This window comes from Desulfovibrio sp. (assembly GCA_016208105.1).
Lineage (GTDB): Bacteria > Desulfobacterota > Desulfovibrionia > Desulfovibrionales > Desulfovibrionaceae > Fundidesulfovibrio.
The window spans coordinates 61357-78404 of record JACQYS010000002.1 but is presented as its reverse complement, the minus strand read 5'-3'; the positions used below and the strand labels follow the sequence as shown (position 1 = coordinate 78404).

At 56.6% G+C, this 17048-nt stretch carries 14 protein-coding genes; all 14 read left to right on the top strand.

The window, feature by feature from the left end; genetic code table 11:
* Positions 1 to 4: 4 nt before the first annotated feature.
* The 14 genes from HY795_01110 (at position 5) to phnD (ending at position 17047) form a co-directional block, all read left to right on the top strand.
* Entirely contained in the window at positions 5 to 217 is a 213-nt protein-coding gene (locus HY795_01110) for a hypothetical protein (protein ID MBI4803814.1), read from the top strand.
* Positions 214 to 1623 (top strand): DUF1738 domain-containing protein, encoded by a 1410-nt coding sequence (locus tag HY795_01105; GenBank protein MBI4803813.1) that lies wholly within the window; start codon positions 214 to 216, stop codon positions 1621 to 1623. Before HY795_01110 ends, HY795_01105 begins: the two co-directional genes overlap by 4 nt.
* 2 nt (positions 1624 to 1625) lie before the next feature.
* Positions 1626 to 3635, top strand: coding sequence for a type I DNA topoisomerase (topA, locus tag HY795_01100; GenBank protein ID MBI4803812.1), 2010 nt, complete (start codon positions 1626 to 1628; stop codon positions 3633 to 3635).
* On the top strand, positions 3632 to 4048 hold the full coding sequence (locus HY795_01095) for a hypothetical protein (GenBank protein ID MBI4803811.1): 417 nt from the start codon (positions 3632 to 3634) through the stop codon (positions 4046 to 4048). The genes topA and HY795_01095 overlap by 4 nt, the downstream gene beginning before the upstream one ends.
* Positions 4049 to 4200: 152 nt before the next feature.
* Positions 4201 to 4596, top strand: a complete 396-nt coding sequence (locus tag HY795_01090; GenBank protein MBI4803810.1) for a lytic transglycosylase domain-containing protein — start codon at positions 4201 to 4203, stop codon at positions 4594 to 4596.
* Positions 4593 to 5888 carry a hypothetical protein gene (locus tag HY795_01085; protein ID MBI4803809.1) on the top strand — a complete coding sequence of 432 codons (1296 nt, stop codon included), beginning with the start codon at positions 4593 to 4595 and terminating at the stop codon, positions 5886 to 5888. The genes HY795_01090 and HY795_01085 overlap by 4 nt, the downstream gene beginning before the upstream one ends.
* A gap of 9 nt (positions 5889 to 5897) precedes the next feature.
* Positions 5898 to 7673 carry a TraM recognition domain-containing protein gene (locus HY795_01080; GenBank protein ID MBI4803808.1) on the top strand — a complete coding sequence of 592 codons (1776 nt, stop codon included), beginning with the start codon at positions 5898 to 5900 and terminating at the stop codon, positions 7671 to 7673.
* Positions 7657 to 8421: a hypothetical protein gene (locus tag HY795_01075; GenBank protein ID MBI4803807.1), complete on the top strand. Its 765-nt coding sequence runs from the start codon at positions 7657 to 7659 to the stop codon at positions 8419 to 8421. Before HY795_01080 ends, HY795_01075 begins: the two co-directional genes overlap by 17 nt.
* 91 nt (positions 8422 to 8512) lie before the next feature.
* The gene (locus HY795_01070) at positions 8513 to 8704 is read left to right on the top strand and encodes an AbrB/MazE/SpoVT family DNA-binding domain-containing protein (GenBank protein ID MBI4803806.1); all 192 of its coding nucleotides are present in this window, start codon (positions 8513 to 8515) and stop codon (positions 8702 to 8704) included.
* Between the two features lie 129 nt (positions 8705 to 8833).
* A complete protein-coding gene (locus tag HY795_01065; protein MBI4803805.1) occupies positions 8834 to 9154 on the top strand; it encodes a hypothetical protein in 321 nt (106 codons plus the stop codon).
* A 95-nt stretch (positions 9155 to 9249) separates the two neighbouring features.
* Positions 9250 to 14418: a DEAD/DEAH box helicase family protein gene (locus HY795_01060; protein MBI4803804.1), complete on the top strand. Its 5169-nt coding sequence runs from the start codon at positions 9250 to 9252 to the stop codon at positions 14416 to 14418.
* Between the two features lie 19 nt (positions 14419 to 14437).
* Positions 14438 to 15184, top strand: a complete 747-nt coding sequence (locus HY795_01055) for a 4Fe-4S dicluster domain-containing protein (protein MBI4803803.1) — start codon at positions 14438 to 14440, stop codon at positions 15182 to 15184.
* A gap of 124 nt (positions 15185 to 15308) precedes the next feature.
* Entirely contained in the window at positions 15309 to 16121 is an 813-nt protein-coding gene (gene phnC / locus HY795_01050; GenBank protein ID MBI4803802.1) for a phosphonate ABC transporter ATP-binding protein, read from the top strand.
* Between the two features lie 68 nt (positions 16122 to 16189).
* Positions 16190 to 17047: a phosphate/phosphite/phosphonate ABC transporter substrate-binding protein gene (gene phnD, locus HY795_01045; GenBank protein MBI4803801.1), complete on the top strand. Its 858-nt coding sequence runs from the start codon at positions 16190 to 16192 to the stop codon at positions 17045 to 17047.
* Position 17048: the final 1 nt, after the last annotated feature.

The window sequence follows — 17048 nt, the reverse complement described above, 5'->3', positions numbered from 1 at the left end:
TTGCATGAATACCGAAAACCGCAACAGCTACGGCCTTTTTGATGCACCGGTACGCAGTCAGGCGAAAGAACATATCATGCTTTCGCCTGATGACATCGAGCGGCAGTTGGACGCCGGAGCCTTTCTCATGAGCCGGGAAGACACCCTTACTGCGGGCTTTATTTCTCCCCATGAAGAACCGGATACCGTCATTGTGTCTGTGCAGGAGGCTGTATGAGTCAGGAACGGTCTGCGGAAAAGAAAAACCGCTTTCAGATCAGCCGGGAAGTACAAGAAGATTTCGTCAACTCTGTTGCCGAAAACATGTTGGCCTTGGCCGAAAAGGCAGGCAAGTGGCAAAAGCCCTGGACGGCTGACAGCCCGATGGGAATGCCCTTTTGCGCCACCACGGGGCGCGAGTACGGCGGGGCAAACATGGTCAAGCTCATGCTGACCAGCATCGTCAACGGCTTTTCGGACGACAGATGGATGACATTCAAGCAATTTCAGCAGTTTCAGGGGGATCATCCTGCCCGCGACATGAAGATCAAAAAAGGAGCGAAGGGCGTCAAGCTCCTGCGGCCCGAAGAAATTGCCTTCATCGTGGGCGAGGACGGCAAGTGGCAATACCTCACCGACAAGCAGCTCAAAGAATTTGCTGCCCAAAAGGAACAAGGGTTGGAAATACCAGATGTGCAGCGCATGACGCTGTTTTATCCGTTCACAGTCTTTAATGCCGCCCAAATAGAGGGATTTCCGCAGAAAGAGCAGCAAGCCCATGCCATGACAACGGTTGAACGCAACGATTTTGTGGAACGCTTCATCGCCTGCACAGGTATTCCGGTGGAACATCACGGCGGTGATGCCCTCTATGAACCCGCAGCCGACACAGTGAAGATGCCTTTCCCTGAGCGTTTCACCGTGCCCGAAGAATATTACGCCACCAAGCTGCATGAAACCTATCACGCCACCGGCCACGCTAATCGGGAGAACCGCAAGGAAAAGCAGACGCATAACATCAAGAATTTCGCCTTTGAGGAAATGCGGGCGGAAATGTTCTCCATGCTGGCCGGGGCAAAGTTCGACCTGCCCATGCCCGCAAGCAATTCCGCCGCCTACATCAATCACTGGAACCAGAAGTTTTCCGGGGGAGATGCCAAGGGCGTGTTTCAGGCGGCAGCAGAAGCGGCCAAGGTACTGACCATCATGCACCAGTTTGAAATGGGTGAGCAGCCGAAGGCGGCATGGTTCCCGCGTAGCGAAACTTGGCCCGCACTGATTGAAGAGCAAGCCCAGCGTGATGCCGTAACTGGGGCGCACATGACCACGCCTGTAGAGGCTTTGGCGGAAGCTGCGGCAGCCAGAAGTACGGACGATCCCATGCCCAGACCCGCGCCGATGTCCTCTGCGGCATCAGCTCAGGCATTTCAGGATGCGGACGCGGATGTGGTCAAGGCCCGCATTCTGCTTCAAAACCCTGACTTTCTCAGCAAGGTGCTCAAACAGGACAGTGACGCTGCCCGCTCTCTGGCGGATGTGTGTGCCTCCTTTTCCAGCACTTTGAGCATGGAACTTGACGAAAAGAATCGGGCCGCTCTGGCTCCCACCGGGACGGAAGCACACGCAACACGCATGAGGATGTGACTATGAATCTGCTCATTTTGGAATCACCCGGCAAGGTCAAAAAAGTACAGGCAATTTTGGGAGTCGATTGGAAAGTGGCCGCGTCCGTTGGCCATGTGCGCGATTTGCCGGAGCGCGAGTTGGGCATTGCCCTGCCGGACTTCACCCCTGCGTATACTCCCACGGAGCGCGGCAAAGACGTGCTCAAAAGGCTGGCAGCCCTGGTCAAGGATGCAGGTGCGGTGTACCTCGCTACCGACCCTGACCGCGAAGGCGAGGCCATTGCCTGGCATGTTGCCGATGCCCTGCGCCTAAAAAATCCCAAGCGTGTCACCTACAGCGAAATCACGGCCTCAGCCATACATGCGGCACTGAAAGCCCCACGACCTCTGGACATGGCACTGGTGGCGGCACAGGAAGCCCGGCGCGTTCTCGACCGCTTTTGCGGGTATTTGGTCAGTGGGCCGCTTTCTCGTGCCGCTGGCACACGCCTGTCTGCCGGGCGGGTGCAAAGCCCGGCTGTGCGGCTAGTGGTAGAGCGCGAACGAGCTATCAAGGGCTTTGTGTCCGTGACCCACTACGGCGCGGAACTGGCGTTTGCCGGAGGCTGGAGTGCCATTTGGCTTACCAAGTCCTGGTTGCAGGCTGGCCAAGAATATCTGCTGGATACTGCTTTGGCTGACCGTGTTGCGGCCTTGCCTGCTCTTACTGTGAAAGATTGCATGGAATCCGAAAGCCATACGGCCCCGCCCGCGCCCTTCACCACATCGAGCTTGCAGCAGGCGGCTTCCAACGCCTTAAAGTTCACCCCCAAACAAACCATGCAACTGGCTCAACGACTTTATGAGGCTGGGCACATAACCTACATGCGCACGGATTCACCCAATCTGTCGGCAGAAGCTGTGGCGGAGATTCGCGCTTTTTGCCTGGCGCACGGCTGGTCCCTGGTGGATAAGCCCCGTGTCTGGAAATCCAAGGAAGGCGCTCAGGAAGCGCACGAAGCTGTGCGTCCTACGCATCCAGAAGTAGAAAAAGCCGGAGATACCCCGGACGAACAGGCCCTGTACCGCCTCATCCGCCTGCGGACTTTGGCCTCGCAACTGGCGGATGCCGTGTATGACGTGCGCACCCTCCGTCTTGCTGCGGCCCTGGATAGCAAAGAAGCCGTCTTTGAGGCCAGGGGTCGGGTATTGCGTGACCCCGGCTGGAAGGTCTTGCTCGCGACCGACGCGGCAACATTGGATGAACGGGACGATGACGGTGACGAACCGGAAAACCCTGTGCCCATATTGAGCCAGGGCACAAGCGTTTCTCCCGCCAGCGGCAGGGTGTTGACCAAAAAGACCAAACCGCCCACGCGCTTTTCGGAAGCGAGCCTGGTTCGTGAACTGGAAAACCGAGGCATAGGTCGCCCGGCAACCTTCGCGGCCATTGTGGATACCATTCTCAAGCGTGAATATGTCCGCGTCGAAAAAAGACAGCTCGTGCCCACGCCCGTGGGGGAACAGGTGGTGGACTTGCTCACTGGGGCATTCTCCTTTCTGGATTACGAGTTCACCAGAGGGATGGAGGACAATCTGGACGCCATTGCCGGAGGCGCGGCTTCCTACAGGGAAATCATGGAAATGGCCTATGAGCAGCTTCAACAGGAAGTTGGCGGCTTCACGGCCAAGTATCCCCAGCAGGAGCGCAAGGCCCCAGAAACTACAGAATTTGTGTGCGATGCCTGCGGCAAGCCTCTTGTGCGCATGAAGGGACAGCGCCGCGACGGCTCCGGCGAATATGACTTCTTTTCATGTTCCGACCGTGCCTGCAACGCCAGCTACCCCAATGTGGACGGCAAACCAGGCGAAGCCCGTAAAAAGCCCGAACCCACCAAGTTCAAATGCACCTGCGGAAAGCCTTTGGTGCGCCGTGAGAGTGCCAAAGGCCCGTTCTTCGGCTGCTCCGGCTATCCCGGCTGCAAGAAGCTCTATCAGCTAGAGGAAGACGGCAGGCCCAACTTCAATGCCCAAAAGGGGGGCAAGAAATGAAAACTCTGCTGTTAACCCTCATGCTCATGTTTATAGCGGCTCCCTGTCTCGCGTCTCCGTGCGACGATACCCAGAACGCGGCCACTGGTGCCATGAAGGAACGTAATACCCGCGTGAAGGAAACCCATAACACCACAATGCCCGACCCTGAAGAAGATCGAGGGCCGCTTTCCAACTGCCTGGGCAGTATCGCCAGCATTGGAGACGCTTTTTCCCTTGGTGTGACTATTCCCAGTATGGATTCCATCATCAACGGCATGTGCCGTCAGGTGGATTCCATGATTCAGAGCAAGATGAACGAGGTTTTGAGCGAAGCCCGTTCCAGCGTGACTGGCATTGGCAAAAACAATCCCTTTCAGGTCTCCGGCAGCGGCAGCGATGTGGCTGGTTCGCTGATTCGCAAACTGAAATGATAGCGAGCTATAAACATATGTTTCATAGAAAAATATATTTATATATCGCTATGTGGCTCTGCCTCCTGCCCGCTACGGCCCTTGCCGCCTCTTCCGTTAATCGGGACAGGATCGCAGTTCCACCCACCCGCGCTTTATCCTGGGAGTGCGTGGTGGAAGCGGCTGATGTTTACAGTCTACCCCTGGCCGCGCTGGTGGGCATTTTGGCTACAGAAGGTGGCAAGACAGGCGAAGCTCTCAGCAATACCAACGGAACGTGGGATTTAGGCGGCTTCCAGGTGAACACCTGTCACGTCAACGAACTTCAGCAGGCGGGCTTTTCGCCTGAAGCGGTACTGCGTGACGGCTGCGTCAATGCCCATGCTGCGGCATGGATTCTGCGTAAGGAGTATGACCGTACCCGCAATATTTGGGATGCCGTGGGCGCGTACCATTCCCGTACTCCGCACTTCCGTGACGCCTACCTGGGGCGGGTCAGAAAACATCTGGCCCGGATGGAACGCACAGGGCTGGCTGACCTGTTGGCAAAAGCGGGAGGTGCCCGATGAAAAACCAACACGAAGACAGCGGCAACACCATGTTTTTGCTGGTCTGTCTGATGATCGCCATTCTGTTGTTGGTGCCTGCTTGGTATGTGGCACGGGCGGGGAAAATCAACGGTGGATTGCTGAAACTGGCAAAGGCGCAAATCGTGGCCTTCACGCCGTTTTCTGAAGAAGCAGACAAGGCTTGGGAATTGATTACGCAGGCTGACCCCGCCGCGCTCTCCTGGGATCAGGTCATGAACGTGGTGCGCTACAGCGGCAAGTGGGTTCGTTGGCCCTATGCCCTGATACTGGTGGCACTCGGCGGGATGTGTCTCTTCATGAGCAGAACGTCCGGGCTGATACGGCGTTTGAACATGGACAGTTTGCTCAGGCACAATGCCGAATCCTTTGCCTGCCTGCGGCCTGTGGTGGGGCGCGGCAATGCCCTGCTTTCGCCGGAATCGTATGACTCCGGCCCCTGGCGCATTGCCCGCAGCCCTGTGCAGTTCGCCCTGGAGCACGGGCTTTTGCTGAACAAGGACGGGCAACCCTTCAGTGTGGATGAAGCTCTGCGGCGAGGCCTCGCGCATGTCGAACTGCCAGCATACGGCAATGCCTATCTGGATGAAGCAAAGGCTACTGCCGTGTTGCACGAGCAACTTGGCGGGGCATTTTCCTGCATCCTAGGCCTTGCCGCCGAACGCAAGGCGCTGGCCTGCGCCTTGCTGGCTTACGCTGCGGGAAGGAAAAAAGACTGCCTGAATATTCTGGATACCGTGGCCACCTCCTATCGAGAAGTCGAAAAACCCATCTGCCCAGTGCTGGGAAAACCCAGATTTCAGCGTTCCCTGGATACAATCGCGCAAAAACACCAAGGGCTGTTGGTTGAGCCGCTTTTGATACGCCATGCGGCCTTTGAACTGCCTTGGTTTATGGCTTTGCTGACCCTGGCCCGGCGCAAGGGGGTGCTGGCCTCCTCACAGTTCCTCTGGCTGCGGCCTTTGGATCGCCCACTCTGGTACGCACTCAATCAATGCGGGGGCCGCGCTGCCTGGGCGGAAGGCTTTGCAGCCTGGGCGCATTATGCAGCGGAAGAGCGAGCTGGCAAAACGCTTTTTGAACCTCACCTTGACCATGCGGTGTCACGTTTACGCGACAATTTGGCCGCACAGGGCTGGCTTTCAGATATGCCGCGCCTGTTCGAGTCGTCGGGCCTGAACCTAGACGACAGCATGACGTTTGCTCCGGCAGAAGTGCTTCTGGAAGAGTATGACGCCAATGAAGATGATTCTTTGAAAAATGAACTTTGCTGAGGTGTTGCCATGAGCGACCGAAAAATTCGCGGCCTGGAAGACAGAGAGGCACAAGAGCGCAAAGCACTGCTGCGGGATGTACGCTCACCAGTGCATCAGTTGGTGGACGCTCTTAAAAACGGCACGGTGCAGACCAGCGGCACGTTCGGGGCGGGGGTGTGTCTGTTTGCCTTCCCCGTGGCGGCAACGCCACTCTTTGTGCTGGGCCTGTTCTTTTTTGTACTACGCTGTGTATGCGTGAGCAGTGAGCGACTTCCCTTCCGAATGCCTCTGGGCCTTTGCGGCAAGGACAAGGGCGACCCCCTGCCAGGCAGGCGCGGTTACGCTAAACCAGAAGGACTGTTCTTTTTGGGAAACGCCCTGAATGGCAAAGAATTGTGGCTGAAAGCCAAAGATATTCTGACTCACATGCTGCTTTTCGGCACCACCGGCTCTGGTAAGACGGAGACCTTGGTATCTCTTGCCTACAACTCCCTCGCCACTGGCAGCGGCCTTTTCTACATCGACCCCAAGGCTTCGCCTAAGTTGGCCGTGCAGATTTGGCAGATGGCACGGTTTTTAGGGCGCGATGACGATTTCCGCGTGCTCAACTACGGAACATCCGGCAAGGTGAAGGGCAAATCGCCGCGCCGCCTTTCCAATACCAACAATCCCTTTACCTTCGGCAGTGCCGAAGCCCTCACGCAGCTCTTAGTGTCGCTCATGCCCGCGTCTGATGGAGCCAACAGCATCTTTGCAGACAAGGCTCAGGCTCTCATTTCCGGCGTCATGTACGCCCTAGTGGATTTGCGAGACAAGGGCTTTCTGAAGCTCTCCACCAGCGTGATCCGTGATGCCTTGGCTTTGGAAAAATGTGTGGAGCTGGCCCTGCACCCGGAGTTGGATGAGGAATCCAGTGCCTCCATCAAGGCGGCTCTGGGCACCTCCGGCTGGATTGCCGGGCGGGAGTTGAAGGATCAGCCCCCATCCTTTGCGGAGCAGTTCGGCTACGCACAATCCTACTTCGGCAAGGCACTGTCCAGCCTGACAGATACCTACAGCCACATCTACGGTGCGGAAGACGGCGAAGTGGATTTCGCTGACGCCATTCTTCAAAGAAAAATCCTCGTAGTATTGTTGCCCTCTCTGGAAAAAGCCCCTCAAGAGCTTGCGAGCCTCGGCAAGATCAGCTTGTCGGCCATACGCAATGCCTGTGCCGTGGGCCTCGGCGCACAGATTGAAGGCGATGCCGCCGACACACTGGAAGCCTTGCCCACGGACACCATAGGTATTGGGCCGTACTTGTGCATTGTAGACGAATACGCAGCCATCGTAACGCCGGGCTTTGAGGTAGTGCTCACTCAAGGCCGTGGGCTTGGGATTGCCGCCATTGTGGCCAGTCAAGATTACGCGGGCATTCTGGAAGCGGATAAGAAAGGCGCACAGCAAATGGTAGCTAATACAAGTATTAAAGCCTTCATGAAGTTGCAAGATGCCGAAAAGACATGGGAACTTATACGCGGCCAGGCCGGGCAAAACACCGTGGTGCGCAGTTCCGGCTTTTCGGTCAATGACAAGTCTGGTTCCACCTACGCAGACACCATGAACACCACTGTAGAAAAAGAAGATCGCGTGGATTTGCGCGACCTTCAGGAACAAATCGAGGGCGAAGCCCATTTCATCTTTTCCGGCCAGATTGTCCGGGGAGATATGTTCTACGCCAATCCTTCACTCAAAATGGCACAACTTCGTGTGCCGCAGTTGCTCCAGTTGGGGCAGGAGGTTTCGTATGCAGATGCAGCGTAATGCTATGATAGTGGCTCTGGCAATGTTGGCCATTCTGATGGCCAATGCCCCGGCCCATGCCGGAACACCCATGTCAGACAGGGTGTCTGTGGCAGCCAAAGTTCGGGCTGAAGTGAATAAAGACCTCGCTCTGCCCTATAATCCCGCTCAAGCTCTAGCCGACCGGCAATGTCTGGACGGGAGGCCTGTTAAAGACTTCCAGGGCGACCTGGTGGAGTATTGGGTTAACCTCGAATGTTCCTACTGTGGCGTCCGTGAACCGCTGCAAGCCCAGCGAGCCAACAGCGACATGTGCATCGTGGTGCGCCATATTCCGACCGATCAATATGGCGAATCCCTCAAAAAGGCCTTGAGCTACGAAGCCCTAAAACAATTCTCGGCCAACGCCGCCAATTTGTTTTGGGATAAGGTGCTGCCGCAAACATCGCTGGGCATTCCCACCCCCTATGAAGCCTCACTGCTGCTAGCCTTTCAGGAAGCGACCATTCCTGCTGAAGCTTTTGGCGAAGCTTTGAGTAAAGACGCTGCCAGCATCGTCAACGCTGACATTCTGGCGGGCTATGGGCGCATCACCTCCACGCCGACCTACATCCTCGCCGGAATTCGCTTTCCGTCTTGTGATTTCACGGCCATGCAACTACGCGAAGCCTTCGCCATAGCCAAGCAGGCCCGTGCAGGTGATCACGCGGCGGTTGAGAGAGTCATCACCATCATCACCAACGGGCAGCTCAGCGAAAAAATGCTTTGAGTGGGTGGAGTGCCCTTGCTTTTCTACTTGCTTTTTTCTTGGTAAGGGATACAAGGAAAGTAAGGAAAGAGAAAAGGAGCACCACATGAAAATGGAAGTATCCACCATGACCTCCAAGGGGCAGATTACCATCCCTGTGGCGGTTCGTAAGAAACTGGATTTGCAACAGGGTGACAAGGTTGTCTTTATTGAAGACGACTCCCCAAACGGGGGCATCCGTATACTGAACGCGGCCACACTATCCTTTGGCAAAAATGGGGAGGCAGTGACCGTACCAAGGTAGGATTCATGGCACGGCCACGCAAACAGAAGTATGACCCCAGGCAGTTGAGTTTTACGTTTGACGTAACAGCAGATCAAATAGAACAACTTCGGCGCGAGAACGCTCAAGCCGATACCAAGGAGGAATATCATGCTCGACAGACCAACCAATCCACTGGACATCGCCCGCACAGTGCTGCGCCCACAGACCATCCGCGAAGTGCAGAGCGCGGCGTTCACCAACTCCGCTTATTTGATTTTGGACAGGTGGGCACTGAACCAGCCCGACGACCTGCGCAGTTTGGAAGCGAGGGGGGAAATCTCTTTCATGGTGACGCTGGATCAGCAGGCCACGAGGGAAGCGAACGTGCTGAACTCGGATTCAGCCTGGGAAGCGAGTCGCCAGGGGATGAGCGATTGGGAGATTTTGCAGAACGCAGGGATAGATACGAGCCTGAAAATTACCATATAGGTTCGGACGACCGGCTCGGTCAGGGCGGTGCCAAAACCAAGTTTGCCGACAACATCGCCGCCATCCGTCTGCTCAAGGATTTGCAGGAACGTAAGGTGGAGGTAGCCGGGCCGGACGATAAAAAAGTGCTGGTGCGCTATGTGGGCTGGGGCGGCCTGCCCCAAGCCTTTGACGCCCGCAACGAAAAGTGGGCTGCGGAATATCAGGAATTGCAAAGCCTGCTTGCGCCAGACGAATACGTCAAAGCCAGGCGCTCCACCCAGGACGCGCATTTTACCTCTGAAACCGTTATCAAGGGTATTTATCAGGGTCTCAATGTCATGGGCCTGCAAGGCAGCGGGCCGCTACGAGTGCTGGAGCCTTCGGCTGGCATCGGTAACTTCATGGGCCTGCTGCCACAAGGCTATGATGCTGACTTCCTAACTGTAGAGCTTGACCCGACCACAGCGGCCATTTCCAAGTATCTTTACCCGAAAGCTCGTCACCTCAATAACGGCTTTCAGAATGTAGAACTTCAAGGGGCAAGGTTTGACCTGGTTGTCGGCAACCCGCCTTTTGGCAAGCAGACCCTCTACGATCCCAACTTTCCAGAACTGCGCAATTTCTCCATTCACAACTACTTTTTAGCAAAGTCCTTGAGTCTGCTACGCCCTGGCGGCATAGGGGCTTTTGTGGTCAGCCGCTTTTTCATGGATGCGGCAGACCCCGCTGCCCGTGAGCATATTGCAGAATATGCCGACCTTCTGGGGGCTGTGCGCCTGCCGGAAACGGCTTTTCGCCAGAACGCGCTAACCGATGTCACCACGGACATCCTCTTTTTCCGCAAGCATGACGGCCCGCGTATCCGCAGTACCGATTGGACACAAACCGCCACTATAGAAGCCCTCGATACAAAGGAAGGCGGCACCCGGCCTGCGGTCATCAACAAGTATTTTGCCGAATTGCCCGGCCAGATCATCGGCAGTATGGTCTATTCCGGCGGCATGTTTCAGGACGCGCTCAACTGTGTGGCTCCTTCTGATATTGACCTGGGCGCGGAAATATCCAAGCGGGTGCAAGTGTTGCCGCCCATGCAATATGTGCCCCGCACGGAAAGCGCGGAGGAAGCAACCAGCGAAAAGCGTAATGAAGGATTCATTGCGTCCGACTACTTCCAGTCTCTCAAAATGGGCGCGTTTTGTGTTGAACCGCAGAGCCGCAAAATCGTCTTCAAAGTGGCCGGAGGCTTTGGTGAGGCCAGCTATGAAGAGCTGCCGGTCAAAAATGACGGGGCGCGGCAGCGGCTGGCCTCCATGATCCAGATTCGGGACAGTCTGCGTGACCTTCTCAATCTGGAAAAGAACGATGCTGAGGAAAAGTTTATTGAAGGTGCCCGGCGACAGCTCAATGTGCAGTATGATGCCTTTGTGCGCCGTCACGGGCACCTCAATTCCCAGACCAACCGGGGGCTGATGCGCGACGACCCGGAGCATTCGCTTTTGGAATCGCTGGAGCTGGAGTACGACAAGGGGCTTTCCAAAGACTTAGCCAAGCGTCAAGACCGGGAATTTCGGCCAGCGTCAGCGCGGAAAGCGGCCATCTTTCGGCAACGGGTGCTCAAGCCCACACAGGCTGCGGAAAAGGCCGAAACCACCAAGGACGCCCTGGTCATCTCCCTGCGAGAATCGGGCAAGGTGGACTTTGCCCGCATGAACCAGTTGTTGCACCGGCCAGCGGAGGCCATTCAGAAGGAATTGCAGGATGAGGGCCTGATTTTCCGCAATCCGGCCAGTGCGGAGTGGGAGATCAGCGACAAATACCTCACCGGCAATGTGCGCGAAAAGCACAGGGCTGCCCTGGCAGCGGCAGCGGAAGACCCGCAGTACCACGCCAATGTGGAGGCCCTTGCCGCCGCTATTCCTCCCGACATTGAAGCCGTGGACATCGGCGTCAAGTTCGGCTCCACCTGGGTGCCCGGCAACGTGCTTTCTGACTTCATCGAAGAGCGCATTCATGGGGGCCGTGGCCACCAAACTATCAACTATGTGCCCATATTGGGACGTTGGGAAGCCAAGGTCAGTATCTACGACCACGCGGCCAATACGGAAGTGTGGGGCATTCCCGAATACCCGGCCTCCAAGATTCTGGAATCCCTGCTCACCAATCGGCCCATCAAGGTGGAGAAAGAAAGCGGCCAGTACGACGACAACGACCGTCCCATCATGGTGGTGGATCAGGAACTTACAGCCGCTGCCATGCAGAAGGCCGACGAGGTGAAGCAGGCGTTTTTGGATTGGGTGTGGACGGACGATGAGCGCCGTACCATGCTCACGACTTTGTACAATGAGCGGTTCAACACCCATGTGCCGCCGCGTTATGACGGCTCGCACATTCAACTCGTGGGTGCGTCTTCGGATGTTTCGCTGCGGCCGCATCAGAAGGATGTGGTCTGGCGCGGCATTCAGGAAGGCACGGCGCTTTTCGACCACGTTGTGGGTGCGGGCAAGACAATGGCCTGCATCGCCACCATCATGGAATCCAAGCGCATGGGTTTTACCAGCAAGCCTATGGTAGTAGTGCCCAATCACCTGCTCTACCAGTGGCGCGATGAATTTTACCGGCTTTACCCGGGGGCCAATATTCTGGTGGCCGACAAGACAGATTTTACCAAGCAGAATCGTGAACGCCTGTTCAGCCGGGTGGCCACTGGCGATTGGGACGCCGTTGTGGTCGCCCATTCCAGCTTTAAAAAAATTGAGACACCCCGCGACATGCAGGAAGAAATTCTGCAAGAACAGATTGATGCGGTCATTGCCGCCATAGCAGAATCCAAAGAAAATAACGGCAGCCGAGCCACGGTCAAGCAGCTTGAAAAACAGCGCGAAAAAATGGAAACCCGCTATGAAAAGCTCATGGCCGGAACCGGGGCCAAGGATCGTTCAGTGGATTTTGGCGACCTGGGCGTGGACGCGCTTTTTGTGGACGAGAGCCACGAGTTCAAAAATCTCAGCTATACCACAACCATGAATGTGTCGGGCCTTGGCAATATCACGGGTTCCGCAAAGGCCCTCGATATGTTCATCAAGTGCCGGTATCTGCAAAAAAAGCACGAAGGCCGGGGCGTGTATTTCATGACCGGCACCCCCATCAGTAATACCATTGCCGAGGTCTACACCCTGCAACGCTATTTGCAGTCTGATGAGCTGAAAAGCAAGGGCATTGAGTATTTTGACGCATGGGCTTCCACCTTCGGGCAGATTACCAATGGCTGGGAATTGGACGCCACCGGCGTGAATTATAGGCTTAAATCGCGTTTTTCCAGCTTCCAGAACGTGCCGGAATTACTTTCAATGTACCGCACCTTTGCGGACGTGGTGACGAAAGGCGATTTGGACGAGCAGGCAAAACAGGCTGGGCTGCGGCCTTTGACGCCCCCTTTAACTGATGGCAAGCCTTTCAATCATGTGGTGGAGCGTTCAGAGGTGCAGGCCAGCTATATGACGGAAATCATCGACCGCATGGAGCACCTGCCCAAAGACCCGCGCATCGACAATCCCCTGAAAATCACCAATGACGCCCGAAAGGCTGGGCTGGATTATCGCCTCATTGACCCGGAGGCTGGGGACTATGACGGTTCCAAGGCCAATGCCGCCGTGGATCGCATCTATCAGATTTGGCAAGACACGGCGGCGGACAAGGGTACGCAGCTCGTGTTCTGCGATTTGTCTACACCCAAGGGAGGCTCGGCAGCACCTGCCCCTGCGACTTCACACACTCAAAAGTTGGAATTTGTGGAAGAAGACTTTGCCGCGCAGGTTGATACGGAGTCAGGCACGGAGTCCAGTGTGGACTTTGGCACGGAGTCAGCCACGGAGGATGACCCGGCAAATGCAGAACCTGGCGAAGACCCGCTGGACTCTGGCGACGATGACGGCGAATCCACGTTAGTGGATACCGGTGAAGACACATCCGTGGCCGCAGACATGGACGCTTGCGTTGCCGCTGGCTCTCGCTTCTCTGTCTACGACGACATGCGGCGCAAACTCATAGAGCGTGGTATTCCCGCTGATGAGATTGCCTTCATCCACGATGCCAATACCGACATGCGCAAGGGCAAGCTCTTTTCCGACATGCAGGCTGGACGGGTGCGGGTTCTGCTGGGTTCCACGGCCAAAATGGGCGCAGGCATGAATGTGCAGAAACGCCTTGTGGCCGCGCATCACCTGGACGCGCCCTGGAGGCCCAGCGACCTGGAGCAGCGCAACGGGCGCATCATTCGCCAAGGCAATAGCCTGTATGAGCGCGACCCTGACAAATTTTCCGTAGGCATCTATTATTATGCTACAAAGCAAACATACGACAGCCGAATGTGGCAAGTAATAGAGCAAAAAGCCGCTGCCATTGAACAATTCCGCAAGGGGGACTTGCTCCAGCGCAATATTGACGATGTGCAGTCCGAAGCTGCTAACGCGGCGGATATGAAGGCTGCGGCCTCTGGCAACCCGCTCATACTTATGCAGGTGAAGCTGGCCAGTGACCTACGCAAACTGGAAGCCCTGTATTCACAGCATCAACGGTCGCAACACCGCCTGCGGGATCGACTGAAGTGGCTTGGAGCTGCCGAAGGTCGCCTTGCCAAGGCGCAAGCGGACTATGCGGCCAACTGCGGCCTGCGTGACGGTAACACCCGCGTGTTCACCGAAAAGGGCAAGGAGCGCATCCGACTGGAGTGGCTGAAGGACGGCAAGCTGCTGACTGAAAAAAATAGTGAGCAGATCCAAAACATTCTGCGAGACGGAGTGAAGGACATTACACGGGAAGCACGGGCAAAGCCCATCTTGGGCAAGTACCGGGGCTTTGAAGTGGCCATGCTGCGTTCATCACTTGGGGCTGGCGGTGACGGCTTCCGCCTTGCTCTCAAGGGCATGGGCGAACAGGAATTTCAGCCGGAGAACTTGGTCTACGGCTTTGACGAAAAGTTCAGTCTGTCCGGCATGTTTCAGCGTCTGGACAATTTTCTGGAAAAAGGGCTTGATCAATCCTTCCAGACCTATCAGGGCAATGTGCGTCAGGAAATGGCGGAACTGGCAACGGTTAAGGCCGCTCTGGGGCAGGAGTTCCCGCAACAGGATGAACTGGCCCTGGTGCGTGAAAATCACAGTGCTGTCATGCGTGAACTGAAGCGTATGCAGGACGAGCCGGGCTATGTGAGTGAGTGGGAGCCGAGGGCAGTTGTTTTGCAAATGGCTGTTCCAAACCTGCAATCACGTCCAAAATCTGCTTAAAATCTGTGCTCAATTTGTTATTCTACTCCTTATTATTGAAATTGACGAAGAACGCTGCAACGGTTGCGGCAACTGCGTGGCGGACTGCGCCGAAGGGGCCATCGCCATTATAGACGGCAAGGCCAGGGTTATTTCCGATTCCTTTTGCGACGGACTGGGGGCCTGCATCGGCAGATGCCCGACCGACGCCTTGCGCATTATCCAGCGCGAAGCGCCCCCCTTTGACGAGGCCGCTGCCCTGGCGCAGCTTGCCACGCTGAAGACAGACGAAAGAAAAAATGGTGTTGCACCTTCCCCGCACGCAGCACCGTCCCTGCATGCCTTAACGCCCCAGTTGGGCGCATCGCCCCTGCGCGGCACCTGTCCCGGCACCCGCCCCGGATCTGGGCCGGGCTGGACGCCAGGGGCTGCCCCCTGGCCGGTCAAATTGCGCCTGGTCGCGCCGGACGCGCCTTTTCTGCATGGTGCAGACCTGCTTATCGCGGCGGACTGCGCCGCGCCCGTTACCCCGCAGTTTCAAGAATTGCTGGGGTCCAAAGCCTTGTTGATCTGCTGCCCGAAATTTGAAGACACCGCCGCAACGGTAGACAAACTGACCGCCATATTCCGGCAGGCAGACCTTCGGTCCTGCACGGTGCTGCGCATGGAAGTACCCTGTTGCGGCGGCCTGGTGCGCGCCGTGCGCACAGCCCACCAGGCCAGTGGCACGGCCTGCCGCCTGGAAGAACGCGTGCTGTCACGGGGCGGGGTGGATATGACGGCATAAGCGATTTCCACTTTCCACAGGGCCTGTGACGACACAAAAACGCCACAGGCCCGACATGGTTGTGCAACAGCTCCAAGGCATAGTTCCCGCAAATGTACAGACACACTTTTGTGGGAGGCGCAACATGCTGACACTGCACAACATCTCCAAACACTACCAGGACCATGTGGCCCTGCATAACACTACCCTTACCTTTGCGCCCGGCGCTTTCAACGTGCTGCTGGGGCCTTCGGGCGCGGGCAAATCCACGCTGTTGCGGTCCTGTAACCTTCTGGCGGAACCTTCAACCGGATATGTAGAGGCTGACGGCATAGGTGCTGTGCGCTCGCAAAGCCAAAGCCGCCAGCTGCGCCTTATGACGGCTTGTGTGTTCCAGCAGCACCAGCTTATTTTGCGGCAAAGCGTACTGACCAACGTGCTTAATGGCCGCGTGGGCGCGCGTCCTCTTTGGGCGGGCCTTCTTCCCACACCCAGGGCCGACATAGAAGACGCCCTGCGTTGCCTTGAACGCGTTGGCCTTGAAGACTATGCCCTGACACGGGCCGGCAGCCTTTCCGGCGGGCAACAGCAACGCGTGGGCATTGCCCGTGCGCTTATGCAAAAGCCTCGCATACTTCTGGCAGACGAGCCTGTGGCCAGCCTTGACCCGACCCGGGCAGAAGAAGTGCTGGGTCTGTTGCACAACATCTGCCGCGAAGACGGCCTGTGCGCGGTGGTAAGCCTGCACCAGGTCCGCTTTGCCAAACGCTTTGCCGACCGCATCATTGCCCTGCGCGCGGGCCGCGTCGTTTTTGACGGTACGCCAGAGGTTCTGACGCAGGAAGCCCTGACGCACATTTATGCGCCACAGACTGAAACACCCCTTTGTTCTGCCATAAAACCGCAACGCCCCACCGAACCGCCTGTCGCTTTTAACCAAACCGCGCGGGCCAGTTGAACCCTGTGCGGGCCTTTCCGTTAGGTCTTTATATCTACATCAACTCTTTCTTTTGCGAGGATACCACCGTGCATCGTTTGCTTGTCGCCCTTTTTCTGTTTTGCGCCCTTATTGCCCACGGCACAGCCGTGGCCGCCGACGCCGACCCCAAAGTGTTGAAGGTGGCCCTGCTGCCCGACGAAAGCCCCAGTACCATCATCAAGAACAACCAGACCTTGAAGGCCTATCTTGAAAAAGCCCTGGACAAAAAAGTCGACCTGGTCGTGACGACCGACTATTCCTCCATGATTGAGGCCATGCGCCACGGCCGCCTTGAACTGGCTTTCTTCGGTCCTCTTTCCTATGTCATGGCAAAGTCCAAATGCGACATAGAGCCGTTTGCCGCCATGCAGAAAAAAGGCAAGAATACCTATCGCGGCGTGGTTATCGCCAACACCAGCGCGGGCATCAACACCCTGGAAGACATCAAGGGCAAGAAGATGGCCTATGGCGACACCGCCTCCACCTCTTCGCACCTGATCCCCAAGTCACTTTTGGCGGCAAAGGGTCTGGAAGCGCGCCGCGACTATGAAGCCCACTTTGTGGGAAGCCACGATGCCGTGGCCCTGAATGTCCAAAACAACAACGCCCAGGCTGGCGGCCTTTCAGAAACCATATTTGAAGCCCTGGTGGAAAAAGGCACCATCTCCAAAGACAAAGTAAAGGTTCTTGCCGTGTCGGCAGAATTTCCCGAATACCCCTGGACCATGCGCAGCGACCTTTCCCCCGCGCTGAAAAAACGCATTCAAGATGCCTTTGTCGATCTGACTGATCCCGCGGTGCTGAAGCCCTTCAAAGCCGACGGTTTTACCCGGATCACCGACAAAGATTACGACGTGGTGCGCGACCTGGCGAAGATTCTGAACCTTGACCTGGCTAAAATGTAAG